Raw genomic sequence first — 16,759 nt, 5'->3', positions numbered from 1 at the left:
AATAAGCTGTGGACAACCGAATACAATTAACCAATTCGCTAAAATAAATTAAGTTAAACTTTGATAAATCAGCCGAATGTCGTTGCCAATTTTATCGACAGAATGCAGCTCAAATCGATGCTGCTGTGCTAATTGATCAAGCTGACATGCAAACATCGGACGGGCATCTTGACCCAAAATACAAGGCGCTTGATATACAATCAGCTCATCGACCAAGCCTTCTGTGATAAACGCCCCAGACAGCTCGCTGCCCGCTTCTATCAATACATCATAGCAAGCGTATTGTGATACCAAAGTTTGTAGCAGGCTAAGTAAATCATCGCGCCAAATCAAGGTATCCTCGTGATTTAGGACTTGATAATTATCCAATGCTGACAGTCTGCCTCTACGATCGACAATGATCACCTTGGGCTTGGGTATCATCTTTAGATCCACGCCAAGTTGCTTACTTCGCACTGTCATCGCAGGGTCATCCGCCATGATGGTGCCGGACCCTGTAATGATCGCGGCACTCCGAGCACGCAGCCGCTGCACATCTTCTCGCGCCTCCGATCCTGTAATCCATTTGGACTCGCCGGATGCCATCGCTGTGCGTCCATCCAGACTACTTGCGGTCTTTAGCCTCACATAAGGCAAGCCCGTCCTCATCGCCTTCAAAAAACCCAAATTTAACCCGGCCGCTTGCTGATCGCACACACCCACCAAGACCTCAATTCCCGCATTTTGAAGTTTTTTAACGCCATTACCGGCAACTTTGGGATTGGTATCTAAACTTGCGATGACAACCCGCTTCAGATCCGCGGCAATGAGCGCATCAGCACAAGGCGGTGTACGACCCGTATGGCTGCAAGGCTCAAGTGTCACATAGGCTGTCGCACCTTTGGTGTCAAAACCTTGCGCTTTGGCATCAGCCAAGGCGAAAATCTCAGCGTGCGGCTGGCCGGCTTTTGGATGGTATCCCTGACCGATCACCATGCCATCTTTGACCAACACACAGCCAACGGCAGGGTTAGGCCTGGTGGTATAAATGCCTTTTTTTGCCTCTGCGATGGCAAGCTGCATATAATAAATATCTTGCTGAGTAAATGGTTTGTCAGTCATGAAGATTCACCGTGTTTTGGCAGATTAATCTTGTCAAGCTCAGCCTGAAACTGACCAATGTCCTGAAAATCACGATACACACTGGCAAAGCGCACATAAGCAACATCATCAAGCGTCTTTAATTCATTCATCACAATCTCACCTAAGATCTTACTTGATACTTCCCGCTCGCCCGTTTTTCTAAGCTGATGCTCTATGCGGCTGATACAAGCTTCGATTTCATCGGCACTGATAGGGCGCTTTTGGAGCGGTAGTGAAATTGAGCGTCTAAGTTTTGATTGGTCATAAGGCTCGATTCGGCTATTGGTTTTGATGATTCTTGGCATCACGATTTCACAGATTTCAAAGGTTGTAAACCTCTCACCACACGCCGAACATTGGCGACGGCGGCGCACTTGAGCACCTTCGGCAGCTAACCGAGAATCGGTTACCTTGGTATCTGCTTTATTGCAAAATGGGCAATGCATCAAAACTCCTGAATTTTTATTATTAAGTAAAAATAATCAAATCTAATATGTTATAAAAATATCCATCAATAGGATTGTTAAGATTTACTGGTGATAGCACTACTTCCCAATACAAAAACTTGAAAAAATCTTGCCCAAGAGCTCATCTGCACTCATCTGACCTGTGATCTCGCCCAATGCTTGCTGCGACTGCCTTAGGCTCTCTGCGACTAACTCTCCGGCATGGTATATGGTAAGCTGCTCATGCGCCTCAATGGCGAACGCTTTGGCGCGATTTAAAGCATCGATATGACGAGTGCGGGCAATCAAACTGTTCTCAGGGGGATGAAAGCCCACTTTTTGGGTTAAAACTTCAATCAACTCATCAAGTCCTTCACCTGTTTCACATGAAACATAGACGAGCTTCGGCGCTGATTTGGTTTCACATGAAACCTGCAAAACCGGTTTTGATGCCAATAAGTCACTTTTATTTGCCACCAAGATTAATTTTTGGCGAATCATATCGCCAACATCCTCGTTCACACCTTCACAAAATAGTTGATTAGCCAATGCCAACGGATCAGCTTCTGCTGTGACATCATACACCATCATCAGCACATCCGCTTGATGGATCGCATCAAATGCACGTTTGATACCAATTTTTTCGACATGATCGGTGGTTTCGCGAAGTCCAGCTGTATCTGTCAAATGCACTGTCAGACCGCCCAATACCAAGGTTTCTTCAAGCGTATCTCGCGTGGTACCGGCGATATCGGTGACAATGGCGCGTTCAGTGCCTGATAGGCGATTAAGCAGACTGGATTTACCCGCATTAGGTTTACCGGCAAGCACAACATGCACGCCATCGCGGAGCAGCTGACCTTGCTTTGCTGTCGCCAAAATATGATCTATACCTGCCAAGATCTCAGTTAATTTGCTTTTTATGACACCATCTGACAAAAAATCAACATCTTCCTCATCAGGAAAGTCAATCGATGCCTCCACATACAAACGAAGATGAACAAGCTTATCTAATAACTCATTGATTTTTTGGGAAAATTCACCAGTCAAAGAGCGAATGGCGCTGGTTGCTTGAGCAACGGAAGTGGCTGAAATGGCATCACTGATGGCTTCAGCCTGCACCAAGTCAACTTTATCATTTTCAAAAGCTCGGTATGTAAATTCGCCTGCTGTTGCTTGACGCGCACCAAGCTCAAACACCCGAGCTAGCAGCATATTTTGTAGCACCATGCCGCCATGACCTTGCAGCTCTACCACATCCTCTCCTGTAAATGAGTGCGGCGCCTTAAAATAAATCACCACACCTTCATCAATCACTCCCTCTTGACCATAAAAACCGCCAAAATGTGCTACTCTGGGCGTCAGAGTTGAGCGTCCAGTGATCAAGCAGCCGATGCGATAAGCATCCTTACCTGACAGTCGAATGATACCAACGCCGCCTTGACCGATAGGGGTGGCGATGGCGGCGATGGTAGGTAGTTGTTGAATATTGGTTGTCATAGACTGATAAGATCTTTTGCTAAGTTAACCTTTTATTCTATCATCATTGTACAAAAAATTGCTAGCACTGGTTATTGACCCACAAACTTATTACCCCATAAGAGCATGACGACAGCCATAAAAAATCCCACAAATTTATGATTTGTGGGATTTTAAGAGATCAAATTAAGCTTGTCTTGCTTGCATTTGGCGCTCCACGCGCTTATTGACAAGATGCTGATGAATCATACTAAATAAGTTATTCACCGTCCAGTATAGCACCAGACCTGCTGGGAACCACAGCATAAACACTGTAAAAACTACGGGTAAAATTTTCATCATTTTTGCTTGCATCGGATCGGTTGGCTGCGGATTGAGCATTTGCTGCACAAACATCGTCACACCCATAAAAATGGGCAAAATAAACCAAGGATCCATCGCTGACAAATCGGTAATCCAGCCGATCCAAGGCGCATGGCGCAGCTCCACCGACTCAACCAGCATCCAATAAAGCCCCAGGAAAATTGGCATCTGAATCAAAATTGGCAAACAGCCCGCCATAGGATTGACTTTTTCGTCACGGTACAGCTGCATCATCTCTTGGCTCATCGCCATGCGATCATCGCCATGCTTATCTTTGAGTGCTTGCAGTTTTGGGGCGATGGCGCGCATTTTCGCCATCGAAACATAACTTTTATTTGACAGCCAAAATAGTGCAATTTTAATGATCAAGGTCAAAACGATGATCGACCAGCCCCAGTTGCCAATCACTTTATTGATATTATCCAAAATGGCAAAGAGCACTTTTGAGATTGGCCACAGCAGTCCATAATCCACGGTTTGATTCAAGCCTTCAGCCACCGACGCCATCTCAGACTGCACTTTTGGACCTGCGTATAGCGTGCTATTTAAGGTCATTTGCTTACCTGATGCCACATTGATCACTGGACTATTATAACCGATATAAAAATCATTACCGGTCGTGCGTGCAAAGAAATCGGCATCAAAGCTGTTTGATGGCGTCCAAGCGGAGACAAAATAATGCTGAACAATCGCAACCCAGCCATCTTTACTTCTGATATTGATATTATCGCCAAAATCAGAAAACTTAAGCTTATTATAAGGATCACTTGGCGTACCCCAGGCACCGCCTAGATAAGTTGCCATGCCAAGCATGCCCTTATCATCCAACCCAGGGTCTTCGCTGCTGTCACGCTTTAGCTGCGCGTACATCTGACCTTGCCATAGCTGATCAGAGTTATTGTTGATGTTATAGCTTAAATTGATTGGGTAACGACCAGCATTAAATGTATAGGTCTTGGTGATGGTCAAGCCATCTTTTTGATAGGTTAAAGGTACTTGTAAAGACCCTGCACTTGGATTAAGTACATAGCTACTGCGCGGACTGTGATAAACCGCACGACCGTCAGCAGTATCAATACCATCTCGTCCGATCAATCCAGACTGTGCCACATAAGTGCGAGAATCCGTCTCAAGCAACACAAACGGCTCAGCACTGTCTTTGGTGGCATTGTACTGCTTTAACGCAGCATAAACAATGTCACCGCCCACAGGATTGATCTTAATCTCATATCGATCAGTACTGACGCTGATCAAGTTTGCACTGGTCGTATCCGCCACAGAACCTGCGCTCAGACTAGGTATGTCGCCTGTTTCCTGCGTTGTTGGCACATCCGAATGAGTGGTTTGAGCTGCCACCGGCTGCGTGGTTGCAGGTTTTCCTGCATAGTCATCACGCCACGCCAATATCAGCAAATATGCTGTGATCAGCATCGCCACAATGATTAAAATTCTTAGAATTTTTTGCATAAATTCAAATCCATTAGCAATAAACAACACAGGCCATTAGCCTAAATCGATTTTCAAACCCTTTATTGTACTAAAAATACCTGTAAAATCCTAGAAAATATTGCTTAAGTTACCGATAAATTATGGTTAACAAGGTGATTTTTAGGTTTTGACCGAATAAATTCTGGCACTAAGTGATTTTCATCAAATGATTGAGCCGCACTCGATAACTCAAAACATCTTTAAAAACATAAGAAAAACAAATACGGCTTGGCTGATAGTGATAGCGAGCCAAAGGCAGCGGAACAAAATCAATGCCACTGCCGCCCCAAGGATGACAGCGGCTGATCCGGCGGACGCTCAATCCAAGCCCTTTGGCGGCGCCATGCCAGATAATGGCCTGACGGCTATAAGCCGAACAGGTGGGATAATAACGACATCTTGGCGCCATCATCGGACTGATCCATCGGCGATAAATCTCGATCAAACGTAGTAGAATATTTTTTAACATATCTAACTATTAAAAAATTAATCAGCTGATTTATCAGAGTATGATTTATTAATTTTATTAAATAATTCTGCCACTTCCGTAGCGATGTCAAACTCTCTAGGATAGCTAACCTTGACAATAACAACCACATCAATCGCCATCCAAGAAGCGTAATGATGGCGAAAGTTTTCACGGCACAGTCGCTTGAGTCGATTGCGATCCACTGCCTTTTTTAGCTTTTTTTTGGTGATTGCCAGACCCAATCTTGACTCTATGCCTTGATTTTGAGCAATGAATGCCAACAAATGCGGGGTATGCACCTTTTTGATGGGTGAGTCAAACACTGCTTTAAAATCAGCAGGTGTCAGCAGGCGGTGACGTTTTTCAAAGCTGTAAGCAGTTGGCGAAGAGACAGCTATATCTATAGAGGCTTGAGTTAGGACAGGTGTCATAATGGCAGGTTTTGTATAAATAGGCATGATTTTAACATAATTAAGCCATGGTATCGTATATTTTTGACATAAAAAAGCACCGTATGATCGGTGCTTTTAATTTGACTGGCTATTACACAGTCAAACGATGACGACCTTTAGCACGGCGACGTGCCAAAACTTGACGGCCTTTTTTGGTTGCCATGCGAGCACGGAAACCGTGAGTGCGTTTGCGCTTTAAAACGCTTGGTTGAAATGTACGTTTCATAAATCACCTTTAAAGATGTCAGCACCTAAGGGTGCCAAAAGTTGTCAAAAGTGAAACTGATGAACAACTCAAATTACAATTAACTAGTTAATGTTTTCACTTTAAATGAGTGAAAAACTTGACAATACTATCAAATATTTTTTGAGTTGTCAATTCGTTATTGAACTCAATTTAAATTTTTATACCATAAACTTAATTTTGTTTCGTCCAAAAGGTTTAATATTCGGGCGGTAAATGATTGACTTTGATAAGCTTTTTCAAGGCAGATTTTAAAAGTTATCCACAGAATCAAAAGCGCCTTATTATTTAATTTTAAACCTAATTATAATAATAATATAGACCAAAAATTTTTGTGGATAACCACAATATTATGATAATTTTCATTGACTTATCTTGTGGAAACTAATGTTTATAAAATGTGCGTAAACTGTGGAAAAGTCTGTATTTTTGGTTATCCACAAGGTTATTCATAAAGTTATCCACAAAAATAACGCTTGTAATTTGATAAAATTATGATACTATTTCACTCCATCGATTGAGCGCAATTTGGGTCATGCGCAGTACAAAATCACTTTGAGCTGTTTTTTTAAATTAGGATAAGTCATGAGTCTGTTTGAAGATTTGCCAGTGCAAGATAGCGTCTCGCCAAATGATTTGGGTGAGCGTGTGTGGCAATTGTGCCTGCCTGATTTACAGTTTGCTATGGCGGATAAAGACTTTCGCCAATGGATCGCACCCCTAAAGGCAGAAGTGAATGATACTGAGCTTTTGCTACTTGCGCCTAACATGATGTGGGTGCGGCATGTCAAAGACAATTATCTAAGCCAAATCACCGATCTTGCTCGTCAGCATGGCAAAGGGGCGATCCAGTCGGTTCGTATCGAGATGGTGGTGAGCACGACGCCAAGCGACGCTGCGCTAAAAAAAACCAAAACCAACAAAGCCGCCACCAAAAAACCGGGCATTGTTGAAGGGCTGCCCATTGATCCAGGATTTACTTTTGATGTATTTGTCAAAGGTAAGTCTAATGCCTCTGCGTATAACGCTTGTAATGAACTTTCTAAAAAAGACAGTAAGCATAACTACGGTCCTATCTTTATATACGGCTCATCAGGTTTGGGCAAGACGCATTTGATGCATGCCATGGCACATCGCTATCAAAAATATGGCAAGCAATTTTTTTATTTTACCAAAGATCACTTTTATAAGATCACGCTAGAAGCATTTCGTACCAATGACATCGCACAGATGGAAAAAGAAATTTGTCAAGCGGATTTGCTGATCATTGATGATGTGCATATGGTCAGTGGCTCAAAGGCACCCAAGGTCACCGAAATTTTGATGAAGCTTTTTGATGCATTTTCAGCCGGCGGTGCCCAAAAGCAAGTGGTGCTTGCCTCAGACCGCCCGCCTTCACAGATGACCAGTTTTGGTGAGCGCTACATTTCTCGCTTATCAAGCTGTTTGCAGCTGTCGATTGAGCCGCCAGACATGGAGATGCGCGTCCAGATTTTGGAAAAAAAAGCACAAGTGCTCAATTTGCTACTGCCCAAAGAGTGTGCGCTGTATATGGCGCAAAACCTACCGCCAGATGTGCGTGGCTTGGAGGGGGCACTTAAACGCGTGCAGCTGTCTGCGACCATTTTGCGTAATGAGCCGGTCAGCTTGCCACTTGTCAAAGACGCCATCAAAGACCAAGTTCAAGCGCGCGCTCGGGCATTGAATGCTGAGAGCATTCGTGATTTGGTGGCTGAGTATTATGAAATCTCCCCAAAGGATTTGATGGGCAAAAAACGCGCGCGCCACATCGCCAGACCCAGACAGATGGCGATGGCACTCATTCGCGAATTGACGCGTGACAGCTTCCCGGAAATTGGGCAGGTGTTTGGTGGTCGTGACCACACCACAGTCATGCATGCCTGTGAGAAGATCGAAGAGCTGCGCGCCCAAGACGCCAAAATTCAAAAGGATTATCATTCTTTGAAGATGATGTTAGAATATGTCTAGTATTGCCCTAGCAACCAACACATTCAGTGAGTTTTTATGAAATTATCTATCAATCGCGACTTATTACTCAAAGCCATCAATTTGGTGGTAAAGGCAGCAGACAAGCGCCATCGTTTTGCAATTTTAGCAAACATCAAATTGGTGCTCGAAGAAGGATTTTTGACACTGACGGCGTCGGATTTGGAGCTTGAGCTGACCACACGATTTGCTTTGCCTGAAGGTGGCTGTATTCAGCCAGGCAGCACAACCTTGCCAGCTGAGATGTTTTTTAGCATTTGTAAGTCGCTGCCAGAAGAAACGGTGGTGATTGATGTGCCTGAGAACACCACACGCTGCATCATCACCAGTGGCACGGGCAGATATACATTAAGCTGTTTGCCTGCGGATGATTTTCCAAGCATCGGTACGGCGGCGCCTTTGAGTGTGATAAAAATCAGCCAAGGTGATCTTAGCAGCCTGATCCATCATACGCGCTTTGCGATGGCGACCCAAGATGTGCGTTATTATTTGACGGGCATGCTGTTTGATATTGGGGAAAATACACTGACGGCAGTTGCGACAGATGGACACCGTTTGGCGGTGGCGCATCGATTGCTGGACGAGACTTATACGCCCAATCAAGTCATCATTCCGGGTAAGGCAGTGGCTGAATTGGAGCGCCTGCTGATTGAGCTTGCCAAAACAGTTGATGAGTCTAATATCGTTGAGCTTGGTTTTGATACAGAGTTTTTACAAGTAGGTTTGATGCTAAAAGATGAAGACACTGGCAATGAGATCGCAGTGAAACTGTCTGCACGCTTAATTGAAGGTAAATTTCCTGACTATCGCCGCGTGATTCCTACCAATAATGATAAAATTGTTTCATTTAATAAAGATGAAGCGGTCGATGTGCTGCGCCGCATCTCGGTACTAAATACCAAAGATGAGCCAGGCGTGCTGATGAATTTTGACACCACGGATTTTTGTAAAGTGGGCGTCACCAACAAAACCCTTGGTGAAGCTGAAGAAATGCTTGGGGTTAATTATAGTGGTCACGCCATTGAACTGACCTTTAATGAGGCGTATCTGCGTGCGGTACTCAATGTCTTAGAAGGAGAGATTCGCCTTGAGCTCAATCAGCCAAGCTCACCTGCGCTGATTTATCAAGTGGGCGATGATCTGCATCGCTATGTCATCATGCCGATGCGTCGGTAATTTATGATTAAGCAGTTACAAATACATGGGCTGCGCAATCTTAAGCAGGTGAATTTGACACTTGCGGCATGTAATTTGATTGTGGGGGCTAATGGAAGTGGCAAAACATCGCTGTTAGAGGCGGTGTTTTTGTTGTCACGAGGTAAAAGCTTTCGCCACCATGAGCCCAAACGATACATCCGCCATCATCAAAGCGCTTGCACTGTGTGGGCGCGCACGACATTTGAAGACTCATGCACGCTTGCCATCCAAAAAAAGCTCGACGAGACAGGCAAGTCCGACACCATTTTAAAATTTAATGATCACACTGTCCCAACCCAAAGTACGCTAAGCTTTCACCTGCCAACCTTGCTCATCGACCCTGTCAGCATGAGTCTATTGGATGAAGGCAGCGTCTCTCGGCGTCAGATGCTTGATTGGCTGGCTTTTCATATTCAGCCTAAGTTTTATCATCAGTGGTTACAATACCAGCGCCTACTCAAGCAAAGAAACGCCCTATTAAAACAGCCTGGCATTCATCACAAGCTGCCCGAGCTTTTTGCTTGGGATGAGCAGCTTGGATTTTATGCCCATGCTTTACACGAGCATCGCTTGGCGGTTTTTGATCAATGGACCAGATATTTTGATGAGATGATAAAGCAGCTTTTGCCTGAGTATCATTCGTCGCTTAGACTTCAATATTTGGCAGGTTTTGATCACTCAGAACCCTTGAGCCAAACCCTAAAGGCGCGCCTTAATCAAGACATCGACTTAGGTTACACGCGCATCGGTGCGCACCGCGCGGATGTCAATGTCAAAATCCATTTTCAAAACGAGCAAGGACAAAAGATCCGCGAACAAGCCACGCATGTTTTATCGCGCGGTGAAAAAAAGCTACTCATTACCGCCCTAAAACTGTCTCAGCTAAAGCTGATGTGTCATGCTATCCAGGAAGTATCGGTGCAGACAGCTCATCCGCCAGTGGTCTTGATTGATGATCTTGATGCAGAACTTGATGATGCTGCCATTGAAATTTTGCTTAAAGCAGTGCTGTCGTTGCCTTGTCAAGTGATCATCACCAGCCTTAATGTACAGACGCACCAAAAAATCTTAGCGCTTAAGTCTGATGGCTTTATGGCAACTTCTATACCAAATCAGCGTACCGCCGAAGATTTATCTTATAAGATGTTTCATGTGGAACAGGGTAAATTCCAAGAGTGCAGCATTTCATAAAGTCGATAAAATAACTGCCAAAAGCTAGGCGTGACAATGACTTTTTATAAAAAAAATGCTATAATATACCCTGTTTTTTATGAATAATTGTGGGCAATTTGCTTAAAAATTAACCGCCCCACTTAAGGAAGTTTCATGACCGATAGCATTAACGATAATCCACAGGTCGATACACAAGACATTGAATACACTGCTAAAAATGTCCGAGTTCTGCGTGGGCTTGAGGCGGTGCGTGTCCGTCCAGGTATGTATATCGGCGATACCGATGATGGTACAGGCTTGCACCATATGGTGTTTGAGGTGGTGGATAATGCCATTGATGAGGCATTGGCAGGTCACTGTGATGAGATTAATATTATCGTCCATGATGACGAATCTGTCTCAGTGATGGACAATGGGCGTGGTATTCCTGTGGATATCCACCCTGAAGAAGGTGTATCGGCTGCCGAGGTTATTATGACGGTGCTTCATGCAGGCGGTAAATTTGATGATAATTCATACAAAGTATCTGGTGGTCTACATGGTGTTGGCGTCTCGGTGGTCAATGCGCTGTCCAAAAAGCTGGTCTTGAATATTTGGCGTGATGGTCATGCTTACACTCAAAGCTATACTGACGGTGTGCCTGACGCTCCGCTGTCTAAGCTTGAGCCATCCACTCAGACAGGCACTCAGGTACGATTTTATCCAAGCTTTGAGATCTTTAAGGGTGTGCAGCAGTTTGACTATGATATTCTTGCCAAGCGGTTGCGTGAGCTGTCATTTTTGAATTCAGGGGTGCGTATCATCTTGACTGACGAGCGCACAGGCACCTCTCAGGTGTTTGAGCATAAAGGCGGTTTGTCTGAATTTGTCAGCTATATCAATGGTAATAAACAGACCTTAAACGACATTTTTCATTTCAGTGCAGATGGTGCAGAGGGCATCGGTGTTGAAGTGGCGCTACAATGGTCAGACAGCTACAACGAAAAAGTATTGTGCTTTACCAATAATATCCCCCAAAAAGATGGTGGCACGCACTTGTCTGGTTTTCGTTCGGCATTGACACGCTGTCTTAATCACTACCTTGATTCTGAAAATATCACCAAAAAAGAAAAGGTTCAAATCACAGGGGATGACGCCAGAGAAGGCTTGACTGCCATCATTTCGGTCAAAGTACCCGATCCAAAATTCAGCTCACAAACCAAAGATAAACTGGTATCAAGCGAAGTCAAGTCTGTGGTAGAAACTACCATGCATGAGCGCTTATCAGAATATTTGCTTGAAAATCCTGCTGCTGCCAAGACCATTGCAAGTAAAATCATCGATGCAGCAAGAGCGCGCGATGCAGCGCGTAAAGCCCGAGAGATGACGCGCCGTAAGAGCACTTTAGACATCGCAGGCTTGCCAGGTAAATTGGCTGATTGCCAAGAAAAAGACCCTGCTTTGTCTGAATTATTCATCGTCGAGGGTGACTCTGCGGGCGGTTCAGCCAAACAAGGGCGTAATCGTAAAATGCAGGCGATCTTGCCTTTAAAAGGTAAGATTTTGAATGTCGAGCGAGCGCGATTTGATAAGATGCTTTCAAGTGCTGAAGTGGGCACGCTCATCACCGCACTGGGTACAGGCATTGGACCTGATGAATATAATCCTGATAAAATTCGCTATCATAAAATCGTCATCATGACTGATGCGGATGTGGATGGTAGCCATATTCGCACTTTGCTGCTGACTTTCTTTTTCCGTCAAATGCCGGAGCTGATTGAGCGCGGCTATATTTATATCGCTCAGCCGCCTTTGTATAAGGTTAAGCGCGGTAAACAGGAAGTGTACTTAAAAGATACCGAAGCTTTGGATGCTTATTTATTATCATCAACCATCGATGATCATCAGCTGTTTTTGAGTAAAGACACGCCACCTGTGACGGGTGTCGCGCTCGAAAAACTGCTTAAAGACTACAGTCAAAGCCAAGTAATTAAAGCACATTTGCAATCAAAATATCCGTCTCATCTGTTGGATGCACTAACTTTCTTGCCTAAGCTTGAGGTGTCTGCAATCAGTGATAAGCAGGCGGTCAGCCAGTGGGCTTTGGCGCTTGAAAATCAGCTTAAAGACCTAGAGCCAAAGCTTGATGCCAAAGTTGAAGCGGTGCAAGTCTTGGGCGAAGATGACAGCAACGGACAGTGGTTGCCACGCGTTACCGTTTATATCCACCGTCTGCCACATCAGTATTTGTTGGATACAGGGTTTTTGGGTTCTTCTGACTATGCGCGTCTTTTGCGCTTGACTGCTGAGTGGAATACTGTGCTGTCAGAAGATGCGTTTTTACGCCGTGGTGATAAAGATTTGGCAATCAAAAACTTTGATCATCTTTGGCAGCAGCTGATGCTAGCAGCGCGCCGCGGTGTGGATGTGCAGCGCTATAAAGGATTGGGTGAGATGAACAAAGAGCAGCTTTGGGAGACCACCATGGATCCTGAAAATCGCCGAATGCTCAAAATCACCATCGAAGATGCCATCAAAGCCGATCATTTATTCAGCTGCCTGATGGGAGATGAAGTTGAGCCGCGCCGCATCTTTATCGAAGAAAATGCACTCAATGCTGATATTGATGCCTAAATCATAACACCGATGCCCAAAAAGCATCGGTTTTTTAGACTGCGCTAAAAACATGGCTTGATGCATGATAATTTAAACGCTCAAGCGCATTAGCCACTTATTTTTAGACTCAAAAAATGCTAAAATAGCGCAAATTTAATGCCGTTTATTCTACTGATCTGTAAGGTGTCTCAATGACCAACATTACCCAAGACCGCATTCTTATTCTTGATTTTGGCTCACAATACAGCCAACTCATCGCCCGCCGTGTTCGCGAAGCAGGCGTGTACTCTGAAATGCACGCTTTTGATATGTCTGATGAAGAGATTCGTGCATTTAATCCCAAAGGGATCATTTTATCTGGCGGTCCTGAAAGCGTTCATGAAGCAGACTCACCACGAGCACCAGAAGCGATCTTTGATCTTGGCGTGCCTGTTTTGGGGATTTGCTATGGTTTTCAGACCATGTCTGAGCAGTTGGGTGGTAAGGTTGAAGCGGGTGATGTGCATGAATTTGGCTATGCCAAAATTGATATCACACATCAAGATAAACTGCTTAGCAAAATCAGCGACGAAAAAAATCAATCCGAAGTTTGGATGAGCCACGGAGATAAAGTAGCCAGCTTGCCAGAAGGCTTTACTGTGACATCATCTACCCCAAGCTGCCCTTATGCATCTGCTTCTGACGAAAGCCGTGGATTTTATGGCGTGCAGTTCCACCCAGAGGTCACACATACCCAAAAAGGTGTGGAGCTGATTTCAAACTTTGTCCACATCATTTGTAGCTGCGGCAATGCGTGGAATTCTGAAAATATCATCGAGATGCGCATCAAGCAGCTTCAAGATCAAATTGGCGATCAAAAAGTCTTGCTTGGCTTATCAGGCGGTGTGGACAGCTCTGTGGTTGCAGCGCTGCTACATCGTGCGATCGGAGATCAGCTGACGTGCGTGTTCGTGGATAACGGGCTTTTGCGCCTAAACGAAGGCGATCAAGTGATGCAAATGTTCGCCGACAATATGGGTATTCGTGTGATTCGCGCTGACAGCGAGGCACGTTTTTTGAGTGCGCTTTCAGGCGTGACTGATCCTGAAGCTAAGCGCAAAGTTATTGGACGCGAGTTCATCGAAGTGTTCTCAGAAGAGGCGCGTAAGCTTGATGGCGTTAAGTTCTTGGCTCAAGGCACAATTTATCCTGATGTCATCGAGTCAGCAGCCAGCAAACAAGGCAAAGCCCATGTGATCAAATCACATCACAATGTGGGCGGTCTGCCTGATGATTTGGCGTTTGAGCTGGTCGAGCCTTTGCGTGATTTATTTAAGGATGAAGTCCGCAAATTGGGTGTTGCGCTGGGCATTCCGCATCATATGATTTATCGCCATCCTTTCCCTGGTCCTGGCTTAGGCGTGCGTATCTTGGGTGAAGTCAAAAAAGAGTATGCCGATATCTTGCGCTTAGCGGATGATATTTTTATGCAGGAGCTTCGCCAATCGGGCTGGTATGATAAGACCGCACAAGCCTTTGCGGTGTTTCAGCCTGTCAAATCGGTGGGCGTCGTCGGTGATGGCAGACGCTATGCGTGGGTGATCGCTCTGCGTGCGGTTGAGACCGTTGACTTTATGACCGCTCGCTTTGCTCATTTGCCTTATGAGTTGGTGGATAGAATCTCAACGCGTATCATGAATGAGATCAAGGATGTCTCTCGTGTGGTTTATGATGTCTCAAGCAAGCCACCTGCGACGATTGAATGGGAATAGCTAAAAACAGGTTCTAAAGCCTTATAAATAGCCATTTTGTGAGCGTTGTACTTGCAAAGTTTAGAAATGGGCCACCTGAAGAGTAATTCTTTGGGTGATTTTTTTTGTATTTAAAGATACTACAGAGAGTCCCCATAGCATTTCTTTTGATAGTAAATTATTTTCTTTCAGGTATTCAATTTTCTTTTTTAGAATCTTATCTCTTGACAGTTCTTTAAATTCTTTCTGTATTAGTGGTAGAGAATAATACTCTACAGCCATTTTTCAAAGAATTAAACTGTTCTTTTGTGATAGAGCAGGACTTTAGGTCAAATAGATTATCAGGCAACTCTTTTAGAATATTGCATACATTAGCACTAAAAGAAAAGCGTGTTCTTTATCATTACCATAGAACACAAGCTTAATATTCCATTTACTTTCATCGGTTTCAATGTCATTATTTCGGAATTTATCTTCCACAATTATTTCAAATCCAATTTCTTTTTTTTATTACTAGTTCATACATAAATAATACAAAATCTTTCATACTTAAAATACCGAAAGTGTAATCACTTCTTCCAGCAAGCCAGTTTAAAGATACTTTACATTTATCGGTAATATCTATCAGAACATCTATTGTAGGATTATTTTTTCCATTTCCATATGCAGGCATAGAAGGCTGAGGTATTCCTAAAAGCTCAGTAAATTCTTTTTATGTTTTTTCATTTATAGAACGAAGATATTCCAATCGTTCCGATACAGTTTTATTATTCATATTACAATCTACTATATTTATTATATCTTATAATAAAACTGTATACTAAAGATAAAGATAAAGAGAAATTCTGATAAAAATTAGAAATAACTATTTACTTCTGTTATATAAATCAGCATAAGTAATCCGACAAAATTAAATAATTACATTAATAAACTGTTTAAAGTTCAAGTTTAACGTTGAACCGATATTAGCAAAAACACGATTTACACCGTAACGCAGTGAATCGAAATCGACATAATCACACGGTCTAAGCCAGCCTTGTTTTACCTCTTTCCATAAACGCTCAATAATATTAAGCTGTGGACTGTAAGGCGGTAAATAAAAGATAAACAAACCACGCTGTTGCCAAATCTTTAACCGCTTTTGAATCACTTTGGCAGTATGGACTCTGGCATTATCTAATACAAGTACCGTGTATTTGTTAATTTTTAATGATATCTCATCAATAAAGGTAAGTATATCATTAGCCGTCATATTCGTTTCGCTTAGTTGGTAATGAAACTGCATGGTTCTTGAGAGTAGACCAAAACAGTTAATATCTTTACCCCGTTGCACAGAAATGCTGATGTTTTCATCCTTGTGTTGCCAACCATAGGGTACATAGCCTGTTTGACTGATTTTGGTTTCATCGCCGTAGTATAGGTCGATGTGGTTGTTTTGGCTTAAGTTCTCAAGTATGGCAAGTTGCTGTTTTTTAAGTTGGTATAGTTTTAGGTGACATTGCCCTTTTAGTCGCATTCGGATGCGTTTGTAGGTGTAGCCAAGACTTTTAAAAAATGCTCAAGGGTGCGTTGGCTAAATTGTTTACCTGTTTGCTCAGTGAGTTCATTCATAATGAGTTTAACTCGTTGGTGTTCTCGGCTAATACAGTCTTTGACGATTTGTTCATGCTCATGGGTGAGTATGGCTTTTCTGCCTTGTCCTAGTTTGGTTTGTAGTCCTTGTATGCCATGCTCTCGGTAGCGTTTGATCCAGTTATAGACACTTTGGATGTTGGTGTCTAGTATGTTTGCTATATCTTTAGCTTTGTAGCCTTGGCTTTTGAGTAGAATGAGATGACATCGTTGTCGATAGACTGCTGTTTCGCCTAGTTTGTAGCCTTGCTCAAGTGCTTGTTTTTGAGTGTCTGTTAGTTCAATGGTGCTGATTTTCATTTGTGTTTAATGTTATGATGGGTAGTTGATAATATCATAACATTAATTTGGCGGATTACTTA

15 protein-coding genes are annotated in these 16,759 nt (G+C 43.5%); 5 read left to right on the top strand and 10 right to left on the bottom strand.

Annotated features, from left to right (window positions below):
* Positions 1-48: 48 nt before the first annotated feature.
* The 7 genes from ribD to rpmH form a co-directional block, all read right to left on the bottom strand.
* Positions 49-1,101, bottom strand: coding sequence for a bifunctional diaminohydroxyphosphoribosylaminopyrimidine deaminase/5-amino-6-(5-phosphoribosylamino)uracil reductase RibD (gene ribD, locus AO382_RS05255; RefSeq protein WP_064618750.1), 1,053 nt, complete (start codon positions 1,099-1,101; stop codon positions 49-51).
* Positions 1,098-1,568, bottom strand: a complete 471-nt coding sequence (gene nrdR / locus AO382_RS05250; RefSeq protein ID WP_064610171.1) for a transcriptional regulator NrdR — start codon at positions 1,566-1,568, stop codon at positions 1,098-1,100. The genes ribD and nrdR overlap by 4 nt, the downstream gene beginning before the upstream one ends.
* 99 nt (positions 1,569-1,667) lie before the next feature.
* Positions 1,668-3,068: a tRNA uridine-5-carboxymethylaminomethyl(34) synthesis GTPase MnmE gene (gene mnmE / locus AO382_RS05245; RefSeq protein WP_064618748.1), complete on the bottom strand. Its 1,401-nt coding sequence runs from the start codon at positions 3,066-3,068 to the stop codon at positions 1,668-1,670.
* A 165-nt stretch (positions 3,069-3,233) separates the two neighbouring features.
* Positions 3,234-4,877: a membrane protein insertase YidC gene (yidC, locus tag AO382_RS05240; protein WP_064618746.1), complete on the bottom strand. Its 1,644-nt coding sequence runs from the start codon at positions 4,875-4,877 to the stop codon at positions 3,234-3,236.
* Positions 4,878-5,046: 169 nt separating this feature from the next.
* Entirely contained in the window at positions 5,047-5,367 is a 321-nt protein-coding gene (gene yidD / locus AO382_RS05235; RefSeq protein WP_064618744.1) for a membrane protein insertion efficiency factor YidD, read from the bottom strand.
* 17 nt (positions 5,368-5,384) lie between these two features.
* Entirely contained in the window at positions 5,385-5,825 is a 441-nt protein-coding gene (gene rnpA / locus AO382_RS05230; RefSeq protein ID WP_227513635.1) for a ribonuclease P protein component, read from the bottom strand.
* Between the two features lie 85 nt (positions 5,826-5,910).
* Positions 5,911-6,045 (bottom strand): 50S ribosomal protein L34, encoded by a 135-nt coding sequence (rpmH, locus tag AO382_RS05225; RefSeq protein ID WP_003662232.1) that lies wholly within the window; start codon positions 6,043-6,045, stop codon positions 5,911-5,913.
* Positions 6,046-6,648: 603 nt separating this feature from the next.
* Between rpmH and dnaA the strand changes: the two genes are divergently transcribed.
* The 5 genes from dnaA (at position 6,649) to guaA (ending at position 14,786) form a co-directional block, all read left to right on the top strand.
* Positions 6,649-8,052, top strand: a complete 1,404-nt coding sequence (dnaA, locus tag AO382_RS05220) for a chromosomal replication initiator protein DnaA (protein WP_064618742.1) — start codon at positions 6,649-6,651, stop codon at positions 8,050-8,052.
* 36 nt (positions 8,053-8,088) lie between these two features.
* The gene (gene dnaN / locus AO382_RS05215; protein WP_064618740.1) at positions 8,089-9,246 is read left to right on the top strand and encodes a DNA polymerase III subunit beta; all 1,158 of its coding nucleotides are present in this window, start codon (positions 8,089-8,091) and stop codon (positions 9,244-9,246) included.
* Positions 9,247-9,249: 3 nt separating this feature from the next.
* Positions 9,250-10,458, top strand: a complete 1,209-nt coding sequence (recF, locus tag AO382_RS05210; RefSeq protein ID WP_064618738.1) for a DNA replication/repair protein RecF — start codon at positions 9,250-9,252, stop codon at positions 10,456-10,458.
* Positions 10,459-10,593: 135 nt separating this feature from the next.
* Positions 10,594-13,053, top strand: a complete 2,460-nt coding sequence (gyrB, locus tag AO382_RS05205) for a DNA topoisomerase (ATP-hydrolyzing) subunit B (RefSeq protein WP_064618736.1) — start codon at positions 10,594-10,596, stop codon at positions 13,051-13,053.
* A gap of 173 nt (positions 13,054-13,226) precedes the next feature.
* On the top strand, positions 13,227-14,786 hold the full coding sequence (gene guaA / locus AO382_RS05200) for a glutamine-hydrolyzing GMP synthase (protein WP_064618734.1): 1,560 nt from the start codon (positions 13,227-13,229) through the stop codon (positions 14,784-14,786).
* A 466-nt stretch (positions 14,787-15,252) separates the two neighbouring features.
* On the opposite strand, the gene AO382_RS10875 is transcribed toward guaA, so the two are convergent.
* From AO382_RS10875 to AO382_RS05185, 3 genes are all read right to left on the bottom strand, one after another.
* Entirely contained in the window at positions 15,253-15,438 is a 186-nt protein-coding gene (locus tag AO382_RS10875) for a hypothetical protein (RefSeq protein ID WP_201030219.1), read from the bottom strand.
* Positions 15,439-15,675: 237 nt separating this feature from the next.
* The gene (locus tag AO382_RS05190) at positions 15,676-16,281 is read right to left on the bottom strand and encodes an IS630 family transposase (protein WP_064618732.1); all 606 of its coding nucleotides are present in this window, start codon (positions 16,279-16,281) and stop codon (positions 15,676-15,678) included.
* The gene (locus AO382_RS05185) at positions 16,272-16,697 is read right to left on the bottom strand and encodes a helix-turn-helix domain-containing protein (RefSeq protein ID WP_064617994.1); all 426 of its coding nucleotides are present in this window, start codon (positions 16,695-16,697) and stop codon (positions 16,272-16,274) included. Before AO382_RS05185 ends, AO382_RS05190 begins: the two co-directional genes overlap by 10 nt.
* Positions 16,698-16,759 lie beyond the last annotated feature (62 nt).

Origin of the sequence: Moraxella catarrhalis, assembly GCF_001656295.1 — a bacterium.
In the GTDB taxonomy this organism is placed as follows: domain Bacteria; phylum Pseudomonadota; class Gammaproteobacteria; order Pseudomonadales; family Moraxellaceae; genus Moraxella; species Moraxella veridica.
Note: the sequence above shows the minus strand (reverse complement) of the source record. Positions and strands in the feature narration are given on the sequence as shown.

Bases quoted from the DNA above. Each gene is read 5' to 3' on its own strand.
- AO382_RS05190 (WP_064618732.1), bottom strand. From the start codon at position 16,281: ATGCGACTAAAAGGGCAATGTCACCTAAAACTATACCAACTTAAAAAA.
- dnaN (WP_064618740.1), top strand. From the start codon at position 8,089: ATGAAATTATCTATCAATCGCGACTTATTACTCAAAGCCATCAATTTG.
- nrdR (WP_064610171.1), bottom strand. From the start codon at position 1,568: ATGCATTGCCCATTTTGCAATAAAGCAGATACCAAGGTAACCGATTCT.
- ribD (WP_064618750.1), bottom strand. From the start codon at position 1,101: ATGACTGACAAACCATTTACTCAGCAAGATATTTATTATATGCAGCTT.
- mnmE (WP_064618748.1), bottom strand. From the start codon at position 3,068: ATGACAACCAATATTCAACAACTACCTACCATCGCCGCCATCGCCACC.
- recF (WP_064618738.1), top strand. From the start codon at position 9,250: ATGATTAAGCAGTTACAAATACATGGGCTGCGCAATCTTAAGCAGGTG.
- yidD (WP_064618744.1), bottom strand. From the start codon at position 5,367: ATGTTAAAAAATATTCTACTACGTTTGATCGAGATTTATCGCCGATGG.
- gyrB (WP_064618736.1), top strand. From the start codon at position 10,594: ATGACCGATAGCATTAACGATAATCCACAGGTCGATACACAAGACATT.
- AO382_RS10875 (WP_201030219.1), bottom strand. From the start codon at position 15,438: ATGCCTGCATATGGAAATGGAAAAAATAATCCTACAATAGATGTTCTG.
- yidC (WP_064618746.1), bottom strand. From the start codon at position 4,877: ATGCAAAAAATTCTAAGAATTTTAATCATTGTGGCGATGCTGATCACA.
- AO382_RS05185 (WP_064617994.1), bottom strand. From the start codon at position 16,697: ATGAAAATCAGCACCATTGAACTAACAGACACTCAAAAACAAGCACTT.
- rnpA (WP_227513635.1), bottom strand. From the start codon at position 5,825: ATGCCTATTTATACAAAACCTGCCATTATGACACCTGTCCTAACTCAA.
- rpmH (WP_003662232.1), bottom strand. From the start codon at position 6,045: ATGAAACGTACATTTCAACCAAGCGTTTTAAAGCGCAAACGCACTCAC.
- guaA (WP_064618734.1), top strand. From the start codon at position 13,227: ATGACCAACATTACCCAAGACCGCATTCTTATTCTTGATTTTGGCTCA.
- dnaA (WP_064618742.1), top strand. From the start codon at position 6,649: ATGAGTCTGTTTGAAGATTTGCCAGTGCAAGATAGCGTCTCGCCAAAT.